The following is a 25,873-nucleotide window of genomic DNA, read 5'->3' as shown; positions in this document are numbered from 1 at the left end:
CCTGTAACAACGTGCGTCACCGAAGTGCACACTGCTGGTGCGGGGACTGCTACAACCCGCACCATTGACAGGCTAGCTGCAGATCGAAAAAGCGCCGCTTCCCGCTGCAAAAATCAACATTCAGATCACGATCCGCAAGCACTGGCCTGCGTGATACAGCGAGAATCCCGCCTCATACAAACAGCTGCGCAAGCCCACCCCGGCCAGTGGCTGCATGGGGGCAAAGGGGATCGGTAGCGCTTGAGGATTTCCGTTACACAAGTAGTCGGCAAAGGCCTTGCCGACCACCGTCCCCGTGGTCACGCCCCGCCCGTTGTAACCGGTGACGGCCACCAGACCGGGCGCCGGTTCGAACAGGCGCATCAAATGATCGGGGGTGAAGGCGATGCGACCGGTCCAGGTGCATTCCCACTCCACAGGCTTGAGGTACGGGAAATAGTGTCGCTGTACCCGATCGGCCCAGGCCTTGAGAAACCACGCCGGCTTCTGATTGCCATTACCGAGGCTACCCAGCAGCAACCTTCCGTCTTTATCACGACGGATGCTGCTCAGGACCTGGCGGGTATCCCAGGAACCCTGGCCGCCGGGAAGAATCTGCCGGGCGGCCTCTTCGGTCAGCGGGACCGAGGCCACCTGATAGTAATAACCGGGGAAGAAATTGCGCCGCAGCTCCGTCCAGTCGCCTTCGGTGTAAGCATTGGAGGCAATCACCACTTTCTCGGCCATGACCGACCCTTGGGCGGTTTGCACTGACCAGCGCTGCCCTTGGCGTTCGAGCCGGATGACCGGAGAATGATCGAATAATTGACCGCCGAGGCCGATGGCCGCTTTGGCCAGCCCCGTGGTGTAGGCCATCGGGTTAAGCGTGCCGGCACGGCGATCGAGCAGCGCAGCGGCGATCTTTTTGGTGCCCGTGGCTTGCTCGCAAGCCTGACCGGTCAACAATTCTACCGGTGCCCCCCGGCGCTTCCATTGCTCTTCACGACTTCGCAAGTCGGCCTCGCCACGGGCGTTATGCGCCATGTGCAGCGTGCCTTCGCGACGTAACTGGCAATCGATGTTGTATTTGTCCACAAGGCTGAACACCAGGGATGGCGCCGCGCCCAGCATGCGGTTGAGCTGGCTGCCGACTTCCGTGCCAAACCCGGCTTCAATCTCGTCCGGGGGAATCCACATCCCGGCATTGACCAGCCCGACGTTGCGCCCCGAACCACCGTGGCCAGCGCGATGGGCCTCCAGCACACAAACTGTCTTGCCCTGCTCCAGCAGATGCACCGCCGCCGACAAACCGGTAAAACCGGCGCCGATGACACAGACATCCACCGTGACCTCACCCTTGAGGGCCGAATTGTCCGGCCTTTGCGGCGTCAGTTTTTCCCACAGACACTCTTCGCGTAACGGCATTGCCAGACTCCAACAGAAACCTAACAAACACATTCATTCAATGTGGGAGCGAGCCTGCTCGCGAATACGGCTTGTCAGTCACATTGATGCCGGATGTGCCGACGCCTTCGCGAGCAGGCTCGCTCCCACAGGGATATCACTTCGACCCTGTTCCTTAATCGAACGTAATCCCCTGCGCCAACGGCAACTCCAGCGAATAGTTCACGGTGTTGGTCTGGCGGCGCATGTAGCCGCGCCATGCATCGGAGCCGGACTCACGACCACCGCCGGTTTCTTTCTCGCCGCCGAATGCGCCGCCGATTTCCGCGCCGCTCGGGCCGATATTGACGTTGGCGATGCCGCAGTCGCTGCCGACGGCCGACATGAACTGCTCGGCTTCACGCACATCAGTGGTGAAGATGCACGAGGACAGGCCTTGTGGAACGGCGTTGTTCAGGCGCAGGGCTTCCTGGAAATCGCTGTAACCGACCACGTAGAGGATCGGGGCGAAGGTTTCGTGGCAGACCACGTCGCTCTGCTCCGGCATTTCGACGATGGCCGGCGACACGTAGTAGGCATTCGGGAATTGGTCTTGCAGTTGGCGCTCACCGCCAAACACCCGGCCGCCTTCGCTCAAGGCCTGCTCCAGCGCATCCTGCATGTTGTCGAAGCTTTGCTTGTCGATCAGCGGGCCGACCAGATTGCCTTCCAGCGGATGACCGATACGTACTTTCGAGTACGCGGCTTTCAGGCGGGTGACGATTTCTTCTTTCACCGATTCATGCGCAATCAGGCGACGCAGGGTGGTGCAGCGCTGACCGGCGGTGCCGACGGCGCTGAACAGGATCGCGCGAACGGCCATGTCCAGGTCGGCGCTCGGGCCGAGGATCATCGCGTTGTTACCGCCCAATTCGAGAATGCTGCGGGCAAAGCGAGCGGCCACTTTCGGTGCCACTTCGCGGCCCATGCGAGTGCTGCCGGTGGCACTGATCAGGGCCACACGCGGGTCATCCACCAGCGCTTCACCGGCGTCGCGGCCACCGATGACCACCTGGCACAGGTGCGCAGGTGCATCACTGAAGTTTTTCAGAACACGGTCGAACAGTGCCTGACAGGCCAATGCGGTGAGCGGAGTCTTTTCCGATGGTTTCCACACCACAGGGTTGCCACACACCAGCGCCAGCGTGGTGTTCCAGGCCCAGACCGCGACCGGGAAGTTGAAGGCGCTGATCACCCCGACGACGCCCAATGGATGCCAGGTTTCGCGCATGTGGTGGCCAGGACGCTCGGAGGCGATGGTCAAACCGTACAGTTGACGGGACAGGCCGACGGCGAAGTCGCAGATGTCGATCATTTCCTGAACTTCACCCAGGCCTTCCTGAGTGATCTTGCCGGCCTCCCAGGAGACCAGCTCGCCGAGGTCGGCCTTGTATTCGCGCAACACTTCGCCAAATTGGCGCACCAGTTCGCCACGGCGCGGTGCCGGGACTTTGCGCCACAGTTCGAACGCATGATCTGCGCGACTGATGTGTTGCTCGACTTCAGCGGCACCTTCCCAGTTCACGGAGGCGATGCGACTGCCGTCGATGGGCGAATGCACCGGCACTTTGCCGTTCTGGTACAGGGCCGGGTTCACACCAAGACGATCAAGCAATGCGGCAACCATGGGTCACTCCTCAAGCAAAAGACAGAACACGTGCAGTCGGAAAATCACGACTGATCAGGCACGTAGTTTTAGCTGCCCGGAGGTGACTCAACAAACGACCTTTAAGAGAGATATCATTCCGTTTATTCATGCTGTGCATTGCTGGCAATAAGAAACAAGAACCAAGGACCGCCCATGCTGAATAAACGCTACTTGCCATCGATCGCTGCGTTGCAGTGCTTCGAAGCCGTCACCCGGCACTTGAGCTTCACCCGGGCCGCCGAAGAATTGAACCTGACCCAAAGCGCCGTGAGCAAACAGGTCGCGCAACTCGAAGAGTTGTTGCAACACCTGTTGTTTCGCCGGGTGCGCCGCCGCCTGCAGATGACGCCGGCCGGCGATCTGTACCTGGTTGAGGTGCGCAAAATCCTCACCCAGGTCGAGATGTCGACCCATTACCTGCGTTCCTACGGTGGTGAAACAGAAGTCCTGCGGGTTTCGACGCCCCCCACCTTCGGCGCGCGCTGGCTGGTGCCGCGCCTGAAAGGCTGGCGCCTGCGGCACCCGTCGATCCACCTGGATCTGTGCAGCGAGCAGGAAGCCGACGATCTGCTGCAAGGCCGCAGCGACCTGGCGTTCTACTTCGGCCAAGGCTCGCGGCCCGGTACCGAATGCCTGAAGCTGTTCGGCGAAGAGCTTGTTCCTGTATGTGCCCCCGGCAGCCTGCCGGACACGCCATTTACCGACCCGACGCAACTGACCGACCTGGTCCTGCTGCAAAACGCTTCCCGCCCCCAGGCCTGGCATGACTGGTTCGACCACCAGGGTTACCACACCGAGCACAGCTACCACGGCCCGCGTTTCGAAACCTTCTATATGTGCATCCGCGCCGCCCAGGTTGGCTGCGGCGTGGCGCTACTGCCACGGTTTCTGGTGGAGGAGGAACTGGCCGACGGCAAGCTGGTCATTCCCTGGCAGCATGCAATGCCCAGCAGTGATGCCTATTACCTGGCGTACCCGGAGCACTCGGCGGAGGTCCCCAAGGTGCGAGACTTCGTGAAGTGGATGCTGGAGCAGATAGACAGCCCGGAGGCTCCACATATTTAGAGTTGCCCCCCCACAAGGATCTGCGACTATCCAAAAAACTGCTGGCAATCCTTGTCATTGATATGCGCCACTAGCGCCATTGATCAATACCGCTGCAACGCTGGAGATTCCCGTTATGAGCGAGAGTGTGTTTGCCGATCGCATCGTGCAGAACCTGCTCGACACCGACTTCTACAAACTGACGATGATGCAGGCGGTGCTGCACAACTACCCGAACGTCGAAGTCGAATGGGAGTTTCGTTGCCGTAACAGCGAGGACTTGCGCCCCTACCTGGCGGAAATCCGTTTCCAGATCGAGCGCCTGGCCGAACTGAGCCTGAGCGCCGATCAATTGAGCTTTCTGGAGCGCATCAGCTTCCTGAAGCCGGATTTCCTGCGTTTTCTCGGGTTGTTCCGCTTCAACCTGCGCTACATCCACACCGGTATCGAAAACGGTCAGCTGTTTATCCGCCTGCGGGGCCCCTGGCTGCATGTGATCCTGTTCGAAGTGCCGCTACTGGCGCTGGTCAGCGAGGTGCGCAACCGCTATCGCTACCGCGAAGTCGTGCTGGAGCAGGCCCGCGAGCAGCTCTACCGCAAGTTCGACTGGCTGAGCGCCAACGCCAGCAGTGATGAATTGTCTGAATTGCAGGTGGCCGATTTCGGCACGCGCCGTCGTTTCTCGTATCGCGTGCAGGAAGAAGTAGTGAATGTGCTCAAGCACGATTTTCCCGGACGCTTCGTCGGCACCAGCAATGTGCATCTGTCCCGGGAACTGGACATGAAACCGCTGGGCACCATGGCCCACGAATGGATCATGGCGCACCAGCAACTCGGCCCACGGCTGATTGACAGCCAGATCGCCGCACTTGATTGCTGGGTTCGGGAATACCGTGGCCTGTTGGGGATCGCCCTGACCGATTGCATCACCATGGATGCCTTCCTCGGCGATTTCGATCTGTTTTTCGCCAAGCTTTTCGATGGATTGCGCCACGACTCGGGCGATCCGGTGGTCTGGGCGGAAAAAGCCATTGCCCACTATCACAAGCTCGGCATCGACCCGATGAGCAAGACACTGACCTTTTCCGACAGCCTGACCCTGCCCAAGGCCCTGGAGATATTCCGGGCGCTGCGCGGTCGGATCAATGTCAGCTTCGGCATCGGCACCAACCTGACCTGTGATATTCCGGGTGTCGAACCGATGAGCATCGTGCTTAAAATGACCGCCTGCAACGACCAGCCGGTGGCGAAGGTCTCCGACGAGCCTGGCAAGACGCACTGCAAAGACCCGAACTTCGTCGCTTACTTGCGACACGTTTTCCAAGTACCTGCCGCCCTTTCAAGTACATCAAGCAAGGAGTGAATTCATGCAAGCCGTACAGCGTGAGATTGCTGAACAGCTCAAGGTCCAGCCGCCATTCGCCGACGAGGCCGCCCTCGAGGCCGAAGTCGCCCGGCGGGTGACCTTCATTCAGGACTGCCTGGTCAACTCCGGGCTCAAGACCCTGGTATTGGGCATCAGTGGCGGTGTCGACTCCCTGACCGCTGGTCTGCTGGCCCAACGTGCCGTCCGTGAGCTGCGCCAGCGCAGCGGTGATGCCGCCTACAAATTCATCGCCGTGCGCCTGCCCTACGAAACCCAGTTCGATGAGCACGACGCCCAGGCTTCAGTGGATTTCATCAAGCCGGACGAGCGCCACACCGTGAACATCGGTCCGGCGGTCAAATCCCTGGCCAATGAAGTGGCGGCCTTTGAAGGCAAACATGCGGTGTCGGTGGATTTCGTGCTCGGCAACACCAAGGCACGCATGCGCATGGTCGCCCAGTACACCATCGCCGGCGCGACCCATGGCCTGGTGATCGGCACCGATCACGCGGCGGAAGCGGTAATGGGGTTCTTCACCAAATTCGGTGACGGCGCCTGCGACCTGGCGCCACTGAGTGGCCTGGTGAAAAACCAGGTCCGCGCCATCGCCCGCAGCTTCGGTGCGCCGGAGTCGCTGGTGGAGAAAGTCCCGACCGCCGACCTTGAAGACCTGTCGCCCGGCAAACCGGACGAAGCCTCCCACGGCGTGACCTATGCCGAGATCGATGCGTTCCTGCACGGCAACCCGGTGCGCGAGGAAGCGTTCAAGATCATTTGCGACACCTACAACAAGACCCATCACAAGCGTGTGATGCCGTTTGCGCCTTGATTGGTGATTGAATGAAAAAGCCCGCTGAGGAGTGATTCTCAGCGGGCTTTTCTTTGGCCAACAGCTCTATCAATGCTGATGCCCCCTTCGCGAGCAGGCTCGCTCCCAAAGGGTTTCAGGTGTTCACAAGATTTGTGTCCGACATAGAACCTTGTGGGAGCGAGCCTGCTCGCGAAGAACGGTGACGCGGTGTGCCTGATTACTTCAGGGTCACGGTACCTTTCATCATCGAGATGTGGCCCGGGAACGAGCAGAAGAAACCGTATTTTTCAGCGGCGTCGAGCTTCGACACGTCGAAGGTCACCGAATCGGTTTCATTGGCGCCAATGATCTTGGTGTGGGCGATCACGCGGGCGTCGCCTTCCTTCAGGTAGTTCTTGTCGATGCCGGCGCTCAGGCCGTCGGTGGCGATCGGCTGCATGTCGGCTTCTTTGCTCAGCACCCAGTTATGGCCCATGACGTTTTTCGGCAGGTTGCCGGAGTGCTTGAGTTCCACGGTAAACGTCTTGCAGCTCTTGTCGATTTCAATGGCCTTCGTGTCGAAAGACATCTGGTCGGTGGAGTCGATGGTGACTTTGCACTCTGCAGCCATCAATTGGCTGCTGGCCAGTGTCAGCAGGGATACCGCAACAAGTTTGGCAAACATGGTGAATCTCCAAGGCAGGGTTAGCAGAAATGCGAATGGACAGAAGACTGCCTGAAAACTTCGCAAGTTCATATGACTTGAATCAAAAATTGTATACAACTTTCAGGCTATAGGCACGATGCAAACAATCTACCGGCCAAGCGTCTGGTCCGGCCCTATCATCAGGCCGTCCCCTTCTCTTTCCCCCAAAAAAGCCGGAGCACTGATCATGTCCATCAACAGCCTGCTGTGCAGTTTACTCGCCGCCTACGCGTGCGGCGCCAGCGGTACGTACGAAACGCCGAAACACGAAGTCTAGCCCTTGGAGTGCCGTGCGCCTGCCTTTACTCTGTGGCCCTGATCGACCGAGGAGCAAGGCATGTCTTTAACATCCGTTTGTGTTTTTTGTGGTGCCAGCACCGGCACCAACCCGGCTTACCGCGAAGCAGCCGTGGCCCTTGGCCGGGCTTTGGCCGAACGCAAGCTGACCCTGGTGTACGGCGGTGGCGCCGTGGGCCTGATGGGTATTGTCGCCGATGCGGCCCTGGCGGCCGGCGGTGAAGTGATCGGCATCATCCCGCAAAGCCTCAAGGACAAGGAAATCGGCCACAGCGGCCTGACTCGCCTGGAGGTCGTCGATGGCATGCACGCGCGCAAGGCCCGGATGGCCGAGCTCAGCGATGCCTTTATCGCGCTGCCCGGTGGCCTTGGCACCCTCGAAGAACTGTTCGAAGTCTGGACCTGGGGCCAGCTCGGCTACCACGGCAAACCGCTGGGTTTGCTGGAAGTGAACGGTTTCTACAGCAAATTGACGTCTTTTCTCGATCACATCGTCGGCGAAGGCTTCGTTCGCGGGCAGCACCGTGACATGCTGCAAGTGAGCGAATCGCCGCAAACCCTGCTCGATGCCCTGGATGCATGGCTGCCGTCCATAGCGCCAAAATGGGCCGAGCAAAAACCCAGCTAACGGCTCGGCACCGATACAGGGCAGAATATGCGCCGCTCAACCTCACCTTCGACCCCAGAGGATCGCCCATGGCCAAACCTAATTATTCCTTCGCCAAACGTCAGAGAGACTTGGCCAAGGAGCAGAAGAAAGAGGAAAAGCTGCAGCGCAAGAAAGCGATGGCTGAAGAAGATGCAGCGGCACTGAACCCGGATGCAGAAGGTGAAGTGGCGGCACAAAGTGATGTTGATGCACCGAAAGACCAGGTGCCCGACGCCTGAGACCCTCAGGGTCGGATGACTGATCGGCCCACCGGTTCTGTGTCCAGGGTCAGCAGCACCTTGCTGACCCTCACAGGCCCAACGCCTTGTTAATCGAATCGCGATAACCTTTGGGCAAATTGACTGGTAACCGCGCCGGATCAAACAACCCTATCTCCTTGTGTTCATGACTGATCTTTGGCACAAACGCGCCCAGCAACTGGCAGCGGTAAGTCGAGATGAACACGTGTTTACCGGGGATTACCTCGAACAAGTAAGAATCCAGCGGCTCTCCTACCATCACGCCAACATCCAACTCCTCAGCAATTTCCCGTGCCAGACAGTCCGGTGCCGTTTCGCCCAGCTCGATTCGGCCGCCGGGTAACTCCCATTCGTCTCGCTCGTTGAGCATCAGCACGATCAGGCCGTCGGGAGATTGCAGTACGCCTTTGATTGAAATCGGGTACATCAGGCTTCCTCCTTTTCGCTGACGCCAACCAATCCCGCTCCATAGAGGGATTTCGATTAATCCAGCGGCATCACGGTGACACGGACCTCCGGATCATGGTTGCCACCGCCCAGAATCACCCCGCGCAGCGGTGAGACATCGGAAAAATCCCGGCCCCAGGCCAGGGTGATGTGCTCCAGTGCCGGTTGCACGTTGTTGGTCGGATCGAAATCGACCCATCCCAACACAGGGCAGAACACCGACACCCAGGCATGGGACGCATCGGCGCCGATCAATCGAGGTTGCCCCGGTGGTGGCTGGGTCAAAAGATAGCCGCTGATATAGCGCGCCGCCAGCCCACGGGAGCGCACGCAGGCGAGCATCAGGTGAGCGAAGTCCTGGCACACCCCGCGCCGTCGCTCCAGCACTTCCACCAGCGGCGTTGCCACTTGGGTGGCTTCGGCGTCGAAGGTGAATTCATTGAAGATTTTTTCCATCAATGCTTGCACACCCAGCAGCAGTGGTCGGCCCGCTGGAAAGCAGCTTTCTGAAAACTCCACGAAGTTGCGCTTTAAATGCACGTAGGGCGATTGAAACCGATAACGACAGGCATCCAGCGTCTGAGCTGAAAGTGGCTGACTGCTGTAGGTCAGCGCGTTGCGGGTGTCTTCCCAGGCTGGCGAACGATTGAAATCCAGGGCTGGCCGAGGCAGCACCTCGACCGTCAGGCTGGCGTTGACCAACAACTCATCGTGGGGACGCTCGAACGACAGCCGCGTGAGCGGATTGCCGAATACATCCAGTTCATCCCGGCGCGACGTCGGGTCAGGACTGATTTGCAACCGCTGCTCGGTACAACGCTGCCACGCGCAAGCACGAGGCCACAGATGCGCCAGTTGCTGGGCCAGGGAGACCGGACTGTCATAATGATAGTGGGTGTCGTGAAAAATCTGGTAATGGGCGCTCATCAGACGGACACCGTGCGCTGGCTGACATCATCGACATGGGCAAAATGGCGCAACGCCAGGCGATCGGACACTTGTCCACTGGCGTCCGCGATGGATTGCAGCAGATCGGCCAACCCTGCGAGCGCAGCACGTACGCTGGCTTCACCGAACAACGGGTTTTCCAGGCAACCGAGGTCGAACCGCACCAGCCTCTCCACCAATTGTGGCAACCCGGCTTCTCGCGGAGCACCGAAATCATCGTTCAGGTGCTTGAGGGTGCGGGTCACCAGTTTCAACTGGAACAGCACCGCGTGGGGGTTCTGCTCGTCCAGCAGCAGGAGGTCGAGCACCGGGATCAATTGCGCCACCGCCAGATAACGCGAGCGGTAGGTGATACTGCTGTTGCCCAGTTCCAGCAACCATTCAAGCCCGGCCTGATCGAAAGCCCCGGCGCCCCGCAGGAACGCCGCCAGGCTGCCGCTGAGAAATTGCAGTCGCTCGATCCGCCGGCCAATCATCAGGAAACGCCAGCCTTCGTCCCGGGTCATGTCGTCCAGGGCAAAGCCGGACAGCGCCGCCAGGGACATCACCAGACGGTTGAGGAAATCCAGCAACTCGCCGAAATCCGGCTCTTCGGTTTCCAGCTCCATGGCTTCACGCTGCAATTCCACCAACGCCTGCCAGTTTTCCCGCGAGAGCTTGCCGCGCACCTGCGAAGCCGCCCACTGCAAGCGTTGCAGGTTGGAACGCAGGCTGAACGGCCAGTCATCGCCGAGTAGCGCCGCCAACAGGCGTTCCGGCAACTCGCCCTCATCGGGCAACAGCATCAGCCGCTCGCCCAGATCCACCGCCGCCTGCAGGGCTTGCGGGTCGTCGCCATCGACATAGCGCGCCAGCATGATGCGCAGCAAACGGGCACTGTCGTCGCAACGTTCGCAGTAACGACCAAACCAGAACAGGTTTTCCACCACCCGCGACGGCAGGTACGGATCGCGTCGCACCAGGTCATGCACACCGATGTTGCGTTGGGCCTTCCATTGTTCGCCGCTGGGCGCACGATCGCCCAGCACCCAAGTGTCCTTGCTGGCGCCGCCGCGCTGCATCGACACCACTTCTGCATCGGCTTCGGCGGCGACCCGGGTCAAGCCACCGGGCAGCACTCGATATCCCTCGCGGCTGGCGACCGCATACACGCGCATGCCGATGGCACGGGGTTGCAACTGACCGTCTTCGGCTTGCCAGATCGGCGCCTGGGACAATTGCGCAAGTTCTTGCGCCACATAAGCGTATGGCCGTGCCTGCATGCGCTCGGCGAGCTCCTGGCGCTGTTTTTCACTCAAGTCACGGCCAAATACCGGTGCAAAGCTCTGGGACGGAAACGCCGGTTTGATCAGCAGCTCCGGCAGCTTTTCCAGGGCCTGGGCCAATACCGGCGCCTCGCCGCACCACCAGGTGGCGATGGACGGCAGAATCAGCTCTTCGCCGAACAGCAATTGATTGATCTTCGGCAGGAAACCCAACAAACCTGGCGACTCCAGCACTCCGCTGCCCAGAGCGTTGGTCACCAGCACCCGCCCCTGCCGCACAGCCTCAAGCAGCCCCGGCACACCAAGGGCCGAGTCGGTACGCAGCTCCAGCGGGTCGCAGAAATCATCGTCGAGCCGGCGCATGATCGCGTGGACCCGACGCAGGCCACTGAGGGTCTTCAGGTAGACCGTGGCGTCGCGCACCGTCAGGTCGCCGCCCTCCACCAGTGGGTAGCCAAGCTGACGCGCGAGGTACAGATGTTCAAAATAGCTTTCGTTGAAACGCCCCGGCGTCAGCAGCACGACCAACGGCGCATCCCCGTCACTCGGGGCCTGACGAGCCAACGTTTCCTGCAGGGTGCGGAAGAACCCGGCCAGGTGCTGCACTTTCAAATCGCGGTACAACTCGGGAAAGGCCCTGGACACAATCGTGCGGTTTTCCAGTGCATACCCGGCACCCGAAGGCGCCTGGGTACGATCCGCCGTGACCCACCAGCGGCCATCGGGCGTGCGCGCCAGATCCACGGCATACAGATGCAGAAAGGCTCCGTCAGGCGGGCTGATGCCCTGACAAGGCCAAAGGAAATTATTGTGACCGAACACCAGCTCTGCCGGCAGCAACCCCTCGGCAATCAGACGCTGCGAGCCGTACAGGTCAGCCAGCACAGCGTTGAGCAACCTGGCCCGTTGCGCGATGCCGGCCGCCAGGCGCTCCCACTCATCGGCGGCAATGATATGCGGCAGCAGGTCCAGCTCCCATGGCCGGTCAGCGCCCTTGGGATCGGCATAAACGTTATAGGTCACGCCGTTTTCCTGAATCTGCCGGGTCAGCAGGGCCTGACGCTGCACCAATTGCGCCGGTGTGCTGCGTTGCAGCTGCTCGAACAACCGGCGCCAGTGCGGGCGCACGGCGCCACTGTCGTCGAGCAGTTCATGAAAGGTGCCCGCCGTCAGCGGGTAGCGGTCTAGCAGGTCAGGCATGGAAAGCTCGGCAGACAGCAGTGAACGGTCAGACTAACGCAGGCTCGTGACGCCCGGATATACGAAAAATCCGAGCGTCGCGCACGATTCAGAAACGTCGCAAATCGAGCGTCATCGGCAGCTCGTCGTTAATGTCCATGTTGGGTACAGGAAGCGTCCCTGGCGTGTGTCCGATGCGGAAGAAACGCGCCATGCGCCGGCTCTCGGCCTCATTGGCATTGACTGGCAAGCTGTCGTAATTGCGCCCGCCCGGATGAGCGACGTGGTACTGGCAGCCGCCCAGCGAACGCTGCATCCAGGTATCGAGCAGGTCAAATACCAGTGGCGCATGGACCGGGATGGTCGGTTGCAGGCAGTTGGCCGGTTGCCAGGCCCGAAAGCGCACGCCGGCCACGAACTCGCCGACCCGCCCCGTGGGGTGCAATGGCACCGGGATGCCATTGCAGGTCAGCAGATAACGCTGGGGCGGCAAGCCGCTGAGCTTGACCTGCAAGCGCTCCAGCGACGAATCCACGTAACGCACCGTACCGCCCATGACGCCCTCTTCGCCCAGTACGTGCCAAGGCTCGAGCGCCTGGCGCAGTTCCAGCGCAATACCACTGACGACGTAATCACCAACCTTGGGAAAGCGGAACTCCAGATGTGCGGCGAACCATTCGGCCCGCACCGGATAACCGGCGGCGTTGAGGTCAACGATGACATCGGCGAAGTCTTGCTCGATAAAGTGCGGCAACAGGAAGCGATCGTGCAGATCCGTACCCCAGCGCGCCAGTTTCTGCGGTGCATAGGGCTCGCGCCAGAACCGCGCCACCAACGCCCGCAGCAACAATTGTTGCGCCAGACTCATGCGGGCATGGGGCGGCATCTCGAACGCACGCAGCTCCAGCAACCCGAGGCGTCCGCTGGCACCGTCCGGCGAATAGAGCTTGTCGATGCAGAACTCGGCGCGGTGGGTGTTGCCGGTCACATCGATCAGCAGGTTGCGCAGCAGTCGATCCACTAGCCATGGTGGGCACTCCTCGCCCGCCCCAGGCATTTGCGCGAAGGCAATTTCCAGTTCGTACAAGGCATCGTTGCGTGCTTCGTCGACACGAGGCGCTTGGGACGTCGGGCCGATGAACAATCCGGAAAACAGGTAGGACAGCGAGGGATGGTTGTGCCAGTAGCTGATCAGGCTGCGCAGCAGATCCGGGCGGCGCAGAAACGGTGAGTCCCCCGGGGTCGCGCCACCGAGCACGAAATGGTTACCGCCACCCGTACCGGTGTGTCGGCCGTCGATCATGAATTTCTCGGTGGTCAGCCGGGTCTGGCGCGCTTCTTCGTAGAGGAATTCGGTGCGTTCGACCAATTCATCCCAGGTTGCGGAGGGCTGCACGTTGACCTCGATCACCCCCGGATCCGGCGTGATACGGAAGTTGCTCAGGCGTGGATCGCTCGGCGGCTCATAGCCCTCCAGCAATACCGGGCACATCAGCTCTTCAGCGGTGGCTTCGATGGCAGCGACCAGTTCGAGGTAATCCTCGACCCGCTCCAGCGGTGGCATGAACAAGTACAAACGGCCTTCCCGCGCCTCGGCGCAGAAGGCGGTGCGGGTCAGCCAGTCGGCGGATTCGTCGATCTTCGGTACGCGCTCCTGCACCTCGGCAGTCTCACCCTGGCTTTGCAGTTGCGCGGTGTCGGGCAACGGCGGGAAATCCTGATTCGGGTCTTGCGGATGAATGAACGGATATTCCGCCGCTTTCACCCAAGGCTGCGAACCCAGCGGTAAGCGATAACCCAGCGGCGAGTCCCCCGGCACCAATCGGCAGTGCTCGTCGCGCAGATACCAGCGGCCGCTCTGCCACTGATCGCCCTTGGCGGTGCGCGCCAGCGGAAGGACCTGGCCGACGACCTTGTCCAGGCCCTGACTGAAAACCTTGCGCAGACGCGCACGTTCCAAAGGCTCTTCCAGGCGCGAATCTTCGGCGCTGACGTTTTGCGGCAACATCCCTTCGCGCCAGAGGTAATAAAAATTGTCTTCGTAGGCTGGAAACACAAAACGTGTCGGAATGCTCAAGCGCTCGGCCACGCTGGCCAGAAAACGCCCGGCCAGTGCGCCATCGGCACCGTAGTCTTCCTGCTCATCGGCGATCAGCGCGCTGTTGTGCCAAATCGGCACGCCGTCACGGCGCCAATGGCAATTGAGCGACCAACGCGGCAATTGCTCGCCGGGGTACCACTTGCCCTGCCCGAAATGCACCAGCCCCTTGGGCGCGTAGTGTTTACGCAGGCGCTGGAACAGTTCGGCGGACAGCCGCCGTTTATCCGGCCCCAGTGCCGCGGTGTTCCACTCGGCGCCGTCCGGGTCATCAATGGACACAAAGGTCGGCTCGCCGCCCATGGTCAGGCGCACATCGCCTTCCAGCAAATCGGCATCGATCTGTCGGCCCAGGGCTTGAATCGCCAGCCACTGGTCGTCTGTGTAGGGCTTGGTGACCCGTGGTGCTTCCCAAACCCGTTCCACGGACATTTCATGGCTGAATTCGCACTCGCACGGTTCCACCAGGCCACTGATCGGCGCCGCAGAGGACGGATCGGGACTACAGGCCAACGGTACATGTCCTTCACCGGCAAACAGCCCGGAGGTCGCATCCAGGCCGATCCAGCCGGCACCGGGCAAGTACACCTCGCACCAGGCGTGCAGGTCAGTGAAATCCACTTCGGTGCCGGACGGCCCGTCGAGACTTTTGACGTCGGCGGTCAGCTGGATCAGGTAGCCCGACACGAAACGCGCCGCCAATCCGAGGTTGCGCAGCAGTTGCACCAACAACCAGGCAGAATCGCGGCACGAACCGGAGGCCTGTTCGAGGGTATGTTCAGGTGTTTGTACGCCGGGCTCCATGCGAATCAGGTAGTCGATGTCTTCGCTCAGGCGCTGGTTGAGCGCGACGAGAAAATCCACGGAGGGCAACGGCGTGCGGTCGATGCCGTCCAGATAGGCCTTGAGCTTCGGCGTCAGGGGTAAGGTTTCCAGGTACGGCGCCAGTTCCTTGCGCTCGTCAGCGGCATAGGTAAAGGGGATTTTTTCCGCATAGGGCTCAAGGAAGAAATCGAACGGATTGAATATCGCCATCTCCGCCAGCAGGTCGACTTCGATCCGCAGCTCTTCAGTCTTCTCCGGGAACACCAGCCGCGCCAGGTAATTGCCTTGAGGGTCCTGCTGCCAGTTGATGAAGTGCTGCTCGGGCGAGACTTTCAGCGCATAGGACAGAATCCGCGTGCGGCTGTGAGCGGCGGGCCGCAGGCGAACAATCTGCGGGCCGAGCTCGACAGCGCGGTCATAGCGGTAATGCGTGACATGGTGCAATGCGACATGAATCGACACGGCGTGCCTCCTGCGAGCCTTGAGCGTTCTGGAAAGCGCGCAAGACTTATGCCATCCAGCAACGCTGGCGCTTTCTGCGGTTGCCTGAGGCAGTACAGCACCAAAATCGGGCGATGGGAGAGTTTGGTTTGTGGGAGCTGCACGTATTTGTGGCGGCGAGATCAACCAGGGAAGTTTCTGGTGACCGAACCGGCCTGCTCGCGAAGAGGCCAGTTGCCACAACTCACTATCAGGCTTTGATACAGTTTTAACTCTTCCAGAAACGCAAAACGCCAACCCGAAGGTTGGCGTTTTGTTCAGCTCAAGCGCGGCTTAGCGCGGCACGACCGGCTTGCGAGCCGGCTTCGGCCCCTTGCCCTTGGCCGCTTCCTTGCGCTCCTTGGCCGCCTGCTGGTTGCGGGCAAACGCCGCAGCCTTGGCCTGTTCACGCTTGTCCCACGGGTTGCCGCCATCACTGGCGCGCGGTGGCAGGCCTGTGTGCTGGGTGAGGATCTTGGTGGTCTTTTCCTTGGCCACTTTATGGCTGCCGGCCGGCGTCGAATTCTTGCGGCGGGCGCTCTGGTAGCTGTCGGTCGACGGCTGGTGCAAAGGAATCAGCTGGTTCTTGCCCGGCCCGATCAGGTCGGCGCGGCCCATGCGGGTCAGTGCCTCACGCAGCATCGGCCAGCCTTTCGGGTCGTGATAACGCAAGAACGCCTTGTGCAGACGACGCTGCTCTTCGCTCTTGACGATGGTCACCGCGTCACTCTTGTAGGTGACCTTGCGCAGCGGGTTCTTGCCCGAGTGGTACATAGCAGTGGCGGTGGCCATCGGCGACGGGTAGAACGCCTGCACCTGGTCGGCACGGAAACCGTTGCCCTTGAGCCACAGGGCCAGGTTCATCATGTCTTCGTCGGTGGTGCCCGGGTGGGCGGCGATGAAGTACGGAATCAGGTACTGCTCTTTCCCGGCTTCCTTCGAATACTTCTCGAACATGCGCTTGAACTTGTCATAGCTGCCGATGCCCGGTTTCATCATCTGGTTGAGCGGACCTTCCTCGGTGTGTTCCGGGGCGATCTTCAGGTAGCCACCGACGTGGTGGGTCACCAGTTCCTTGACGTACTCCGGCGACTCGACCGCCAGGTCATAGCGCAGGCCGGAAGCGATCAGGATCTTCTTCACACCCGGCAATTCACGGGCACTGCGGTACAGCTGGATCAGCGCCGAGTGGTCGGTGTTCAGGTTCGGGCAGATGCCAGGGAACACGCACGATGGCTTGCGGCACGCGGATTCGATTTCCGGGCTCTTGCAGGCAATGCGGTACATGTTCGCGGTCGGGCCGCCGAGATCGGAGATCACTCCGGTAAAACCCGGGACCTTGTCACGAATTTCTTCGATTTCGCGAATGATCGACTCGTGGGAACGGTTCTGGATGATCCGGCCTTCGTGCTCGGTGATCGAGCAGAAGGTGCAGCCGCCAAAGCAGCCACGCATGATGTTCACCGAGAAACGGATCATTTCGTAGGCCGGGATCTTTTCCTTGCCGTACGCCGGATGCGGAATGCGCTGATAAGGCATGCCGAACACGTAGTCCATTTCTTCGGTGGTCATCGGAATCGGTGGCGGGTTGAACCAGACGTCCACTTCGCCGTGCTTCTGGACCAAAGCGCGGGCATTGCCCGGGTTGGTTTCCAGGTGCAGCACGCGGTTGGCATGGGCGTAGAGCACTGCGTCGTTACGGACCTTTTCCACCGACGGCAGACGGATCACAGTCTTGTCGCGGGTCATTTTCGGGCTGGCCAGGATCTGCACGACCTTGGCTTCCTGCGGATCTTCGACCGGGCCTTTCTCCTGCTCGATGGCGCAGGCGGCGGTGTCTTGGGTGTTGACGTACGGGTTGATGATCTTGTCGATCTTGCCCGGACGGTCGATACGCGTGGAGTCGACTTCGTACCAGCCTTGCGGCGTGTCACGACGGATGAACGCAGTACCGCGCACGTCGGTGATGTCTTCGATCTTGTGACCGTAGGACAGGCGCTGGGCCACCTCGACGATGGCCCGCTCGGCGTTGCCGTACAGCAGGATGTCGGCGCTGGCGTCGATCAGGATCGAGTTGCGCACACGGTCCTGCCAGTAATCGTAATGCGCGATACGGCGCAGGGACGCTTCGATACCGCCAAGCACGATCGGCACGTGCTTGTAGGCTTCCTTGCAGCGCTGACTATAAACCAGGCTGGCGCGGTCCGGACGCTTGCCGGCCAGGCCGCCCGGCGTGTAGGCATCGTCGGAACGGATTTTCTTGTCGGCGGTGTAGCGGTTGATCATCGAGTCCATGTTGCCGGCCGCGACACCGAAGAACAGGTTCGGCTCGCCGAGCTTCATGAAGTCGTCTTTGGACTGCCAGTTCGGCTGGGCAATGATCCCGACGCGGAAGCCCTGGGACTCCAGCAGCCGGCCGATGATCGCCATGCCGAACGACGGATGGTCGACGTAGGCATCACCGGTGACGATGATGATGTCGCAGGAATCCCAGCCGAGCTGATCCATCTCCTCCCTGCTCATGGGCAGGAACGGCGCTGGCCCGAAACATTCGGCCCAGTACTTGGGATAGTCAAATAACGGCTTGGCTGCTTGCATGTCGATAACCGGTGTTGGCTTTCATTGAATTTCGCGGGCGCGGAATATAGCACAAATTTTGACCAATTCCGACGACCATGGTCGGAAATCGGCGGTGCCCCTATCGCGGGCAAGCTCGCGAAGTGACCAGCTCAGATGACAAATATCTTATTCGTCATCATCGAAGTTGTAGCTGCCCGGCGCCAGATTCTCGAATCGGGTGTATTTACCGATGAAGGCCAGCCGGATAAAGCCGATCGGGCCGTTCCGCTGCTTGCCGATGATGATCTCGGCAATGCCCTTGTGCTCGGTTTCCGGGTGATACACCTCGTCGCGATAAACGAACATGATCACGTCGGCGTCCTGCTCGATCGCTCCGGATTCCCGCAAGTCGGAGTTCACCGGGCGCTTGTTCGGCCGCTGCTCCAGGGAACGGTTGAGCTGCGAGAGCGCCACCACCGGACAGTTGAATTCCTTGGCCAGGGCTTTCAGGGACCGGGAGATCTCGGAAATCTCGTTGGTCCGGTTGTCACCGCTGGAGCCCGGAATCTGCATCAGCTGCAGGTAGTCGATCATGATCAGGGCAATATCGCCATGTTCACGCACCAGGCGGCGGGTCCGGGCGCGCATCTCCGAAGGGCTGATGCCGGCGGTATCGTCGATGAACAACTTGCGGTCGTTGAGCAGGTTGACGGCCGAGGTCAGGCGCGGCCAATCGTCGTCTTCCAGCTGACCGGAACGAACCTTGGTCTGATCGATGCGGCCGAGGGACGACAACATACGCATGATCAGCGATTCACCTGGCATTTCCAGCGAGTAAACCAGAACGGCCTTATCGCTGCGCAGCACGGCGTTTTCCACCAGGTTCATCGCAAAGGTGGTCTTACCCATGGACGGACGGCCGGCAACAATGATCAGGTCGGCCGGTTGCAGGCCGCTGGTCTTCTCGTCGAGGTCGGTATAGCCGGTAGACAGGCCGGTGATCGCGTTATCGGTGTTGAACAGGGTGTCGATGCGGTCGATGGCCTTGGTCAGCAGTTCGTTCACACCCACCGGGCCGCCGGTTTTTGGCCGGGCCTCGGCGATCTGGAAGATCTGCCGTTCAGCTTCATCGAGGATTTCTTCAGCCGTGCGGCCTTCGGGGTTGAAGGCGCTGTCGGCGATTTCGGTGCTGATGCCGATCAACTGGCGCAAAGTCGCACGCTGGCGGACGATCTGCGCATAAGCCTTGATGTTGGCGACGGACGGCGTGTTTTTCGCCAGCTCACCGAGGTAACCGAGGCCGCCGACTTGCGAAGTCTGACCTTCCTTGTCCAGTTGTTCGGACAGGGTCACGACGTCGATCGGCATGTTCTGATCGGCCAGCTTGGCAATCGCACGGAAGATCAGGCGGTGGTCATGTCGATAGAAATCGCCGTCGGAGACTTGATCGAGCACGCGTTCCCAGGCGTTGTTGTCCAGCATCAGACCACCGAGCACAGCCTGTTCGGCCTCGATGGAGTGCGGCGGCACCTTCAGGGCGGCGGTTTGCAGATCGTATTGCTCGGGAGCGGAGATATCGTTCATGGCCACTTGTGTTTTGGGTAATGAAAAGCAGGGGGTTCAGAAAGACAAAGGGCACGACCTGTAAACAGGATCGTGCCCGATGTTACCGGCAAGCACCCAAGGGTGCCAGCCGACAAGTGCTGCTTAAGCTGCTACCACGACAACGCGTACGGTGGCTTCAACTTCGGCGTGCAGGTGCACGGCTACGTCGAATTCGCCTACGTTGCGGATGGTGCCGTTCGGCAGACGAACTTCGCTCTTCTGCACTTCAACGCCGGAGGCGGTCAGTGCGTCAGCGATGTCGTGAGTACCGATCGAACCGAACAGCTTGCCTTCGTCGCCAGCGGTGGCAGTGATGGTCACTTCCAGCTCGGCCAGTTGGGCAGCGCGGCTTTCAGCCGATGCTTTGCGATCTGCTGCAGCTTTTTCCAGCTCGGCACGACGCTCTTCGAACGCAGCCAGGTTGGCTGGGGTCGCAGCGGTAGCTTTGCCGTAAGGCAGCAGGTAGTTACGACCGTAACCAGCCTTAACGTTCACTTTGTCACCCAGGTTGCCCAGGTTGGTGACTTTTTCCAGAAGGATCAGTTGCATGTGAAAATCCTCTTAACTTTTAACCTTCACCGTTCGCGTTATCGGCATCTTTCGGTGCCGAACGACCGCGAAAATCAATCAGGCTGTCGACGATGGCCAGGACCACCAGCAACGGATAGATCAGCTGCATGAACAGCAACAGCGTGACGTACAACCCCACCAGCCAGAACCTGGCCAGTCGCTTCTGCGCCACCAGCCCGTGAATCAGGGCCAGCCCGGCGAACACCAGCGGTACGCTGCACAATGGCGTCAACATGGCCATCTGCGGACCGATGTTCGGCCCCAGAAGCATGCACGCCAGCAGCAACATCGCCGGCAACAGCGGGAAGCGGATGGCGCGAAACTCGCGACCAAAACCGCCCGGGTTGTACAACAACGCCTGCCAGTAGCGCCCGACAAGCAGGCTCAGCAAGCTGACGATTTGCAACAACGCCGCAATCAGGCCGGTCAGGACCGGTGCAATCAGGGACGCGAAACGCGCTTGTTCGTCTACCGACATCTTCTGGTAGACGTCACCGAGCAGCGACGGCATGACTTTGATCAAAGCCTGCGCCAGCATCTCGATCTGGGGAGCAAAAGCTGTCCCCAACACCACTGAAAACACCACTCCCATCGCTATGCTGACCAGCAGCACGCGGTTCCAGGACTCGCTTGCGCGCAAAACCAACGCAAGGCTCGCAGACCCCAGCAGCACCAGAAGTGCCCGTGGGTCGTCGGAGTACAGCCACCAGGCCAATGCCGGCAGCAGTCCCGGAGCAAGAACGCCCAGGGCGTCCCTCAATCCGCGCCGCAGGAGCACAAGGCATCCGGCGGCAGCACCCAACCAATACAACAACGGCATCGCCGCGCATCCAGCCACTACGAGAGTGGCCTGCATACGGCCGCGCATGATGAACTCAGCTATGGCCCGCATGCATTCAATCCTTTGCTACGAGTCGACTGCCCGGTCTCAGCGGCCGTGGCTGTCGGTGTAGGCCAGCAGGGCCAGGAAGCGGGCGCGCTTGATAGCGGTGGCCAGCTGACGCTGATAACGAGCTTTGGTACCGGTGATGCGGCTTGGAACGATTTTGCCGGTCTCGGATACGTAGGCTTTCAGAGTGTTGAGATCTTTGTAATCGATCTCTTTCACGTCTTCAGCGGTGAAGCGGCAGAATTTACGACGACGGAAGAAACGTGCCATGTAATTGGCTCCTCAAAAGGTCCGTGGATTACTCGTCAGCGTTATCGCTGTTGTCGCTGTCATCACTGTCAACGCCTTCAGCGTCGGAGTGCTCAGGACGGTCGCGACGCTCACGGCGCTCACTGCGGTTTTCTTCAGCCTTGAGCATCTCGGACTGGCCGGTAACGGCTTCGTCGCGACGGATGACCAGGTTACGGATCACTGCATCGTTGTAGCGGAAGTTGTCTTCCAGCTCGGCCAGGGCCTTGCCAGTGCACTCAACGTTCAGCATCACGTAGTGAGCCTTGTGAACATTGTTGATTGCGTAGGCCAGTTGACGACGGCCCCAATCTTCCAGACGGTGGATTTTGCCGCCGTCTTCTTCGATCAGCTTGGTGTAACGCTCAACCATGCCGCCGACTTGCTCGCTTTGATCCGGGTGGACCAAAAAGATGATTTCGTAATGACGCATGAATGCTCCTTACGGGTTGTAGCCTGCCGCTCAAAAGCGGTCAGACAAGGAGTGAATGACACTTATGGACTTGCGTGGGTAAGGCACATGAATGCCTGCCGTCACAGCAAGGGGCGCAATTGTAGAGAAGGGGCGAGGGAGGCGCAAGGTAATTGGTGATTATTTGAACAGCCCTCGACACCGCAGGAGCGAGCCTGTTCGCGAAGGTCATCAACGATAACGCGGGAGAAGCTGATGCTCCGCGGTGATCTTGAGTCCTTCGCGAGCAAGCTCGCTCCTGCAGTGGATCGTGTGCCAATCAGGTTTTCTTGGCGGCAGCCGCGGCTTTCGCACCACGCTGACGCTGCGCCTCGAACAGGCACACGCCAGTCGCCACCGACACGTTGAGGCTGCTGACACTGCCGGCCATCGGCAGATGCACCAGGTAGTCACAATGCTCGCGGGTCAGGCGGCGCATGCCCTTGCCTTCGGCCCCCATGATCAGGATGGTCGGGCCGGTGAGGTCCTGGTCATACAGACTGACCTCAGCCTCCCCCGCCGTACCGACAACCCACAAGCCACGCTGCTGGAGCTTTTCCAGGGTGCGCGCCAGGTTGGTCACGGCAACCAGCGGAATCACTTCCGCCGCACCGCAGGCAACCTTTCGCACGACCGGCGTCAGGGTCGCGGACTTGTCCTTCGGCACGATCACCGCCAGCGCGCCCGCCGCATCGGCAGAACGCAGACAGGCACCGAGGTTGTGCGGATCGGTCACGCCGTCGAGCACCAGCAACAACGGTGCGCCTTCAGTGCGATCAAGCAGCTCGTCGAGCATCGCCTCGCCCCAGACCTGGCTAGGACTTACATCCGCCACCACGCCCTGGTGCACGCCTTCAACCCAGGCGTCCATTTCACGACGCTCGGCCTGACCGACCTGGACACGGTTTTCGTTGGCCAGTTCGATCAACGTCTGCACCCGCGGATCACCGCGACCTTCGGCCAGCCAGATCTGCTTCACGCGTTTCGGGTGATGACGCAACAACGCTTCTACGGCGTGTACGCCGTAGATCTTTTCCAACTGACTCATGGCTTGGCCTTAGGTTTACGCGCCCCGCCAGTCTTGGCTGGAGCCGAGCCCGCTTTTGGCGGACCTTTACGATGTTTGCTCGGTTTGGCTGGTTTGCCGCCGACAGCCTTGTCAGGCGCCGACCGACTGGTCTTTCCCCCAGACGCCGCTTTACCGCCGCTTTTCGCACCGGCCAGCAACGCCTGTTTCATTTCACGGCTCTTGCGCACTTCGGCGTTTTTCGCCGCCGCATCGCTTGGACGATAGGCCTCGACAGCCATTTCCTTGGCAGGACGACGACCGGTTTTCGCCGGGGCCGGTTCTGCTTCGGTCTTAGTCGCAGGCACTGCTTCGGTGCCACGTTTCTTGCGGCCGATCGGCGCGCTGATGGTTTTTTCAGCCATCTCGAAATCGATCTTGCGTTCGTCGAGGTCGACGCGCATGACCCGCACTTCCACAGTGTCACCCAGGCGGAAACTGCGACCGGTACGCTCACCGGCCAGGCGGTGGTGCACAGGATCGAAGTGGTAGTAATCGCCCGGCAGCGCGGTGACGTGCACCAGGCCTTCGACATAAATGTCTGTAAGCTCGACAAACAGACCAAAACCGGTCACCGCGGTGATCACGCCCGGGAACGATTCGCCCACGCGATCCTTCATGAACTCGCACTTGAGCCAGTTCACCACGTCGCGGGTCGCCTCGTCGGCGCGGCGCTCGCTCATCGAGCACTGCTCGCCGAGCTGCTCCAGGGCCGCTTCGTCGTACGGATAGATGCGCGCCTTCGGAATGGTCATCGCACCGGCACGACGAACGTGCGGGGTATCCTGCTTCGAATGGATCACGCTGCGAATCGCCCGGTGCGTGAGCAAGTCCGGGTAGCGGCGGATCGGCGAAGTGAAGTGTGTGTACGCCTCGTAATTCAGACCGAAGTGGCCCTGGTTATCGGCGCTGTACACCGCCTGACTCAACGAACGCAGCATGACGGTCTGGATCAGGTGGAAATCCGGACGATCCTTGATACCGGCCAGCAGTGCCTGGTAATCCTTAGGCGACGGACCATCCTTGCCCTTGTGCAGGGACAGGCCGAGTTCGCCGAGGAACGCGCGCAGCTTTTCCAGGCGCTCCGGTGGCGGACCATCGTGAACGCGGTACAGCGCAGGGATTTCGTGCTTTTTCAGGAACTCGGCGGTGGCCACGTTGGCCGCCAGCATGCATTCCTCGATCAGCTTGTGCGCATCGTTGCGCACGGTCGGACGGATTTCGGCGATTTTGCGCTCGGAACCGAAGATGATCCGGGTTTCCTGGGTTTCGAAATCAATCGCGCCACGCACATGGCGAGCGGCCAGCAATACCTTGTACAGCGAGTAGAGCTGCTTGAGATGCGGCACCACGTCGGTGTACTCACCGCGAAGCTTGCGCCCCTCGGTGGCTTTCGGCGTTTCCAGCATCGCGCTGACTTTGTTGTAGGTCAGGCGGGCATGGGAATGGATCACCGCTTCGTAGAAGCAGTAGTCGGTCATCTCGCCGGATTTGGAGATGGTCATCTCGCAAACCATGGCCAGGCGGTCGACTTGCGGGTTCAGCGAGCACAAACCGTTGGACAACTGCTCAGGCAGCATCGGAATCACGCGCTCGGGGAAGTACACCGAGTTGCCGCGAACCTGCGCTTCGGCATCCAGCGCCGAACCGAGCTTCACGTAGCTGGATACGTCGGCAATCGCCACGTACAGCTTCCAGCCGCCGGAGAACAGACGCAGCTTGCCCGGGCGGGCTTCGCAGTAGACCGCGTCATCGAAGTCGCGGGCATCTTCGCCGTCGATGGTGACGAACGGCAGATGACGCAGGTCGATGCGCTTCTCTTTGTCTTTCTCTTCGACTTCCGGCTTGAGCTTACCGGCTTCCTTGAGCACGGCCTCAGGCCAGACGTGAGGAATGTCATAAGTACGCAGGGCAACGTCGATCTCCATGCCCGGCGCCATGTAGTTGCCCACGACTTCGACCACGTCGCCTTGCGGCTGGAAGCGTGGTGTCGGCCAGTGAGTGATCTTCACTTCGACGAACTGACCGATCTGCGCGTTGGCGTTACGACCCGGTGTGACCAGCACTTCCTGCTGGATCTTCGGGTTGTCGGCAACCACGAAACCGATACCGCCTTCCTCGAAGTAGCGACCAACGATGCTTTCGTGAGCGCGGGACACCACTTCGACGATCATGCCTTCGCGGCGACCGCGACGGTCCAGGCCGGAAACACGAGCCAGGGCACGGTCACCATCGAACACCAGACGCATCTGCGCCGGGCTCATGAACAGGTCGTCACTGCCGTCGTCCGGCACCAGGAAGCCGAAGCCGTCGCGGTGACCGCTGATGCGACCCAGGATCAGGTCAAGCTTGTCCACCGGCGCGTAAGTGCCGCGACGGGTATAGATGAGTTGAGCATCGCGCTCCATGGCGCGCAGGCGGCGGCGCAGGGCTTCGATCTGGTCTTCCGTGGTCAGACCAAACTCTTCAACCAGTTGCTCGCGGTTAGCAGGCGAACCTCGATCAGCAAGGTGCTGAAGGATCAGTTCGCGGCTAGGAATGGGGTTTTCATATTTTTCCGCTTCACGAGCGGCCTCGGGATCGAGGGACTGCCAATCGGCCATTAGAGAGTTTTCACCTTGTCTATATGCGGGTTAGTTTGGCATAGGCGTAATGAAACGGGAAATTTCAAGCTAAGACGACCCATCTAAAGCCCTGTATCGACACCTCAAAGCTGAATTGCAGACCGCTGGTGAATTTTTTCAGGTTTTTTTGAGGCCGGGGGTTTACAGTTAAAAAGACGCTCCGTATAGTGCGCGCCATCGACGACGCAGACGTTGCCGATAATGCCCAGATGGTGAAATTGGTAGACACGCCAGCTTCAGGTGCTGGTGACCTTACGGTCGTGGAAGTTCGAGTCTTCTTCTGGGCACCAATTTCGAGCTTGAGATTAGATCAATTTCAAGGCTCACACAAAAACCCGCGAAAGCGGGTTTTTTGCATTTTGGACCCCTGATTTATTAATTTTAAAATCAGGGGTTT

The 25,873-nt window shown here is 60.3% G+C and carries 20 protein-coding genes and 1 tRNA gene; 6 read left to right on the top strand and 15 right to left on the bottom strand.

Annotated features, from left to right (window positions below):
- Nucleotides 1-120: 120 nt before the first annotated feature.
- The gene (locus CAF65_RS17705; protein WP_085717438.1) at nucleotides 121-1,404 is read right to left on the bottom strand and encodes an FAD-binding oxidoreductase; all 1,284 of its coding nucleotides are present in this window, start codon (nucleotides 1,402-1,404) and stop codon (nucleotides 121-123) included.
- Nucleotides 1,405-1,558: 154 nt separating this feature from the next.
- Entirely contained in the window at nucleotides 1,559-3,049 is a 1,491-nt protein-coding gene (locus CAF65_RS17700) for an aldehyde dehydrogenase family protein (RefSeq protein WP_085717437.1), read from the bottom strand.
- A gap of 174 nt (nucleotides 3,050-3,223) precedes the next feature.
- Between CAF65_RS17700 and CAF65_RS17695 the strand changes: the two genes are divergently transcribed.
- The 3 genes from CAF65_RS17695 to nadE all read left to right on the top strand — a co-directional run bounded on the left by CAF65_RS17695 (nucleotide 3,224) and on the right by nadE (nucleotide 6,309).
- Entirely contained in the window at nucleotides 3,224-4,135 is a 912-nt protein-coding gene (locus tag CAF65_RS17695; protein WP_085717436.1) for a LysR family transcriptional regulator, read from the top strand.
- A 115-nt stretch (nucleotides 4,136-4,250) separates the two neighbouring features.
- Nucleotides 4,251-5,477, top strand: coding sequence for a nicotinate phosphoribosyltransferase (gene pncB / locus CAF65_RS17690; protein ID WP_085717435.1), 1,227 nt, complete (start codon nucleotides 4,251-4,253; stop codon nucleotides 5,475-5,477).
- Nucleotides 5,478-5,481: 4 nt separating this feature from the next.
- A complete protein-coding gene (gene nadE, locus CAF65_RS17685) occupies nucleotides 5,482-6,309 on the top strand; it encodes an ammonia-dependent NAD(+) synthetase (protein ID WP_007991175.1) in 828 nt (275 codons plus the stop codon).
- A gap of 199 nt (nucleotides 6,310-6,508) precedes the next feature.
- On the opposite strand, the gene azu is transcribed toward nadE, so the two are convergent.
- Complete coding sequence (azu, locus tag CAF65_RS17680) at nucleotides 6,509-6,955, bottom strand: azurin (protein WP_085717434.1); 447 nt, start codon at nucleotides 6,953-6,955, stop codon at nucleotides 6,509-6,511.
- 358 nt (nucleotides 6,956-7,313) lie between these two features.
- On the opposite strand from azu, the gene CAF65_RS17675 reads away from it, so the two are divergent.
- Nucleotides 7,314-7,901, top strand: a complete 588-nt coding sequence (locus CAF65_RS17675; protein WP_085717433.1) for a TIGR00730 family Rossman fold protein — start codon at nucleotides 7,314-7,316, stop codon at nucleotides 7,899-7,901.
- 68 nt (nucleotides 7,902-7,969) lie between these two features.
- Nucleotides 7,970-8,161: a hypothetical protein gene (locus tag CAF65_RS17670; RefSeq protein ID WP_085717432.1), complete on the top strand. Its 192-nt coding sequence runs from the start codon at nucleotides 7,970-7,972 to the stop codon at nucleotides 8,159-8,161.
- A 70-nt stretch (nucleotides 8,162-8,231) separates the two neighbouring features.
- On the opposite strand, the gene CAF65_RS17665 is transcribed toward CAF65_RS17670, so the two are convergent.
- The 12 genes from CAF65_RS17665 to rnr form a co-directional block, all read right to left on the bottom strand.
- The gene (locus CAF65_RS17665; protein WP_085717431.1) at nucleotides 8,232-8,609 is read right to left on the bottom strand and encodes an NUDIX domain-containing protein; all 378 of its coding nucleotides are present in this window, start codon (nucleotides 8,607-8,609) and stop codon (nucleotides 8,232-8,234) included.
- Between the two features lie 56 nt (nucleotides 8,610-8,665).
- A complete protein-coding gene (locus CAF65_RS17660; RefSeq protein WP_085717430.1) occupies nucleotides 8,666-9,556 on the bottom strand; it encodes a transglutaminase family protein in 891 nt (296 codons plus the stop codon).
- Nucleotides 9,556-12,042, bottom strand: coding sequence for a circularly permuted type 2 ATP-grasp protein (locus CAF65_RS17655; protein ID WP_085717429.1), 2,487 nt, complete (start codon nucleotides 12,040-12,042; stop codon nucleotides 9,556-9,558). Before CAF65_RS17655 ends, CAF65_RS17660 begins: the two co-directional genes overlap by 1 nt.
- Before the next feature lie 88 nt (nucleotides 12,043-12,130).
- A complete protein-coding gene (locus CAF65_RS17650) occupies nucleotides 12,131-15,406 on the bottom strand; it encodes a DUF2126 domain-containing protein (protein ID WP_085717428.1) in 3,276 nt (1,091 codons plus the stop codon).
- Nucleotides 15,407-15,718: 312 nt separating this feature from the next.
- On the bottom strand, nucleotides 15,719-18,022 hold the full coding sequence (locus CAF65_RS17645; RefSeq protein WP_085717427.1) for a YgiQ family radical SAM protein: 2,304 nt from the start codon (nucleotides 18,020-18,022) through the stop codon (nucleotides 15,719-15,721).
- A gap of 147 nt (nucleotides 18,023-18,169) precedes the next feature.
- Nucleotides 18,170-19,567, bottom strand: a complete 1,398-nt coding sequence (gene dnaB / locus CAF65_RS17640; RefSeq protein ID WP_007921486.1) for a replicative DNA helicase — start codon at nucleotides 19,565-19,567, stop codon at nucleotides 18,170-18,172.
- Between the two features lie 123 nt (nucleotides 19,568-19,690).
- A complete protein-coding gene (rplI, locus tag CAF65_RS17635) occupies nucleotides 19,691-20,137 on the bottom strand; it encodes a 50S ribosomal protein L9 (RefSeq protein WP_007973276.1) in 447 nt (148 codons plus the stop codon).
- Nucleotides 20,138-20,156: 19 nt separating this feature from the next.
- Nucleotides 20,157-21,050, bottom strand: a complete 894-nt coding sequence (locus CAF65_RS17630; RefSeq protein WP_085717426.1) for a hypothetical protein — start codon at nucleotides 21,048-21,050, stop codon at nucleotides 20,157-20,159.
- Nucleotides 21,051-21,086: 36 nt separating this feature from the next.
- Nucleotides 21,087-21,317, bottom strand: a complete 231-nt coding sequence (gene rpsR / locus CAF65_RS17625) for a 30S ribosomal protein S18 (RefSeq protein ID WP_002551829.1) — start codon at nucleotides 21,315-21,317, stop codon at nucleotides 21,087-21,089.
- Between the two features lie 28 nt (nucleotides 21,318-21,345).
- Nucleotides 21,346-21,768, bottom strand: a complete 423-nt coding sequence (gene rpsF / locus CAF65_RS17620; RefSeq protein WP_062379020.1) for a 30S ribosomal protein S6 — start codon at nucleotides 21,766-21,768, stop codon at nucleotides 21,346-21,348.
- A gap of 298 nt (nucleotides 21,769-22,066) precedes the next feature.
- On the bottom strand, nucleotides 22,067-22,834 hold the full coding sequence (gene rlmB / locus CAF65_RS17615; protein ID WP_085717425.1) for a 23S rRNA (guanosine(2251)-2'-O)-methyltransferase RlmB: 768 nt from the start codon (nucleotides 22,832-22,834) through the stop codon (nucleotides 22,067-22,069).
- Complete coding sequence (gene rnr, locus CAF65_RS17610; RefSeq protein ID WP_085717424.1) at nucleotides 22,831-25,455, bottom strand: ribonuclease R; 2,625 nt, start codon at nucleotides 25,453-25,455, stop codon at nucleotides 22,831-22,833. The genes rlmB and rnr overlap by 4 nt, the downstream gene beginning before the upstream one ends.
- Before the next feature lie 224 nt (nucleotides 25,456-25,679).
- On the opposite strand from rnr, the gene CAF65_RS17605 reads away from it, so the two are divergent.
- Nucleotides 25,680-25,766, top strand: a tRNA-Leu gene (locus tag CAF65_RS17605).
- The last annotated feature ends 107 nt before the right edge of the window (nucleotides 25,767-25,873 follow it).

The organism is Pseudomonas sp. B28(2017), assembly GCF_002113025.1.
GTDB lineage: Bacteria > Pseudomonadota > Gammaproteobacteria > Pseudomonadales > Pseudomonadaceae > Aquipseudomonas.
This window is presented reverse-complemented; position numbering and strand designations above follow the sequence as displayed.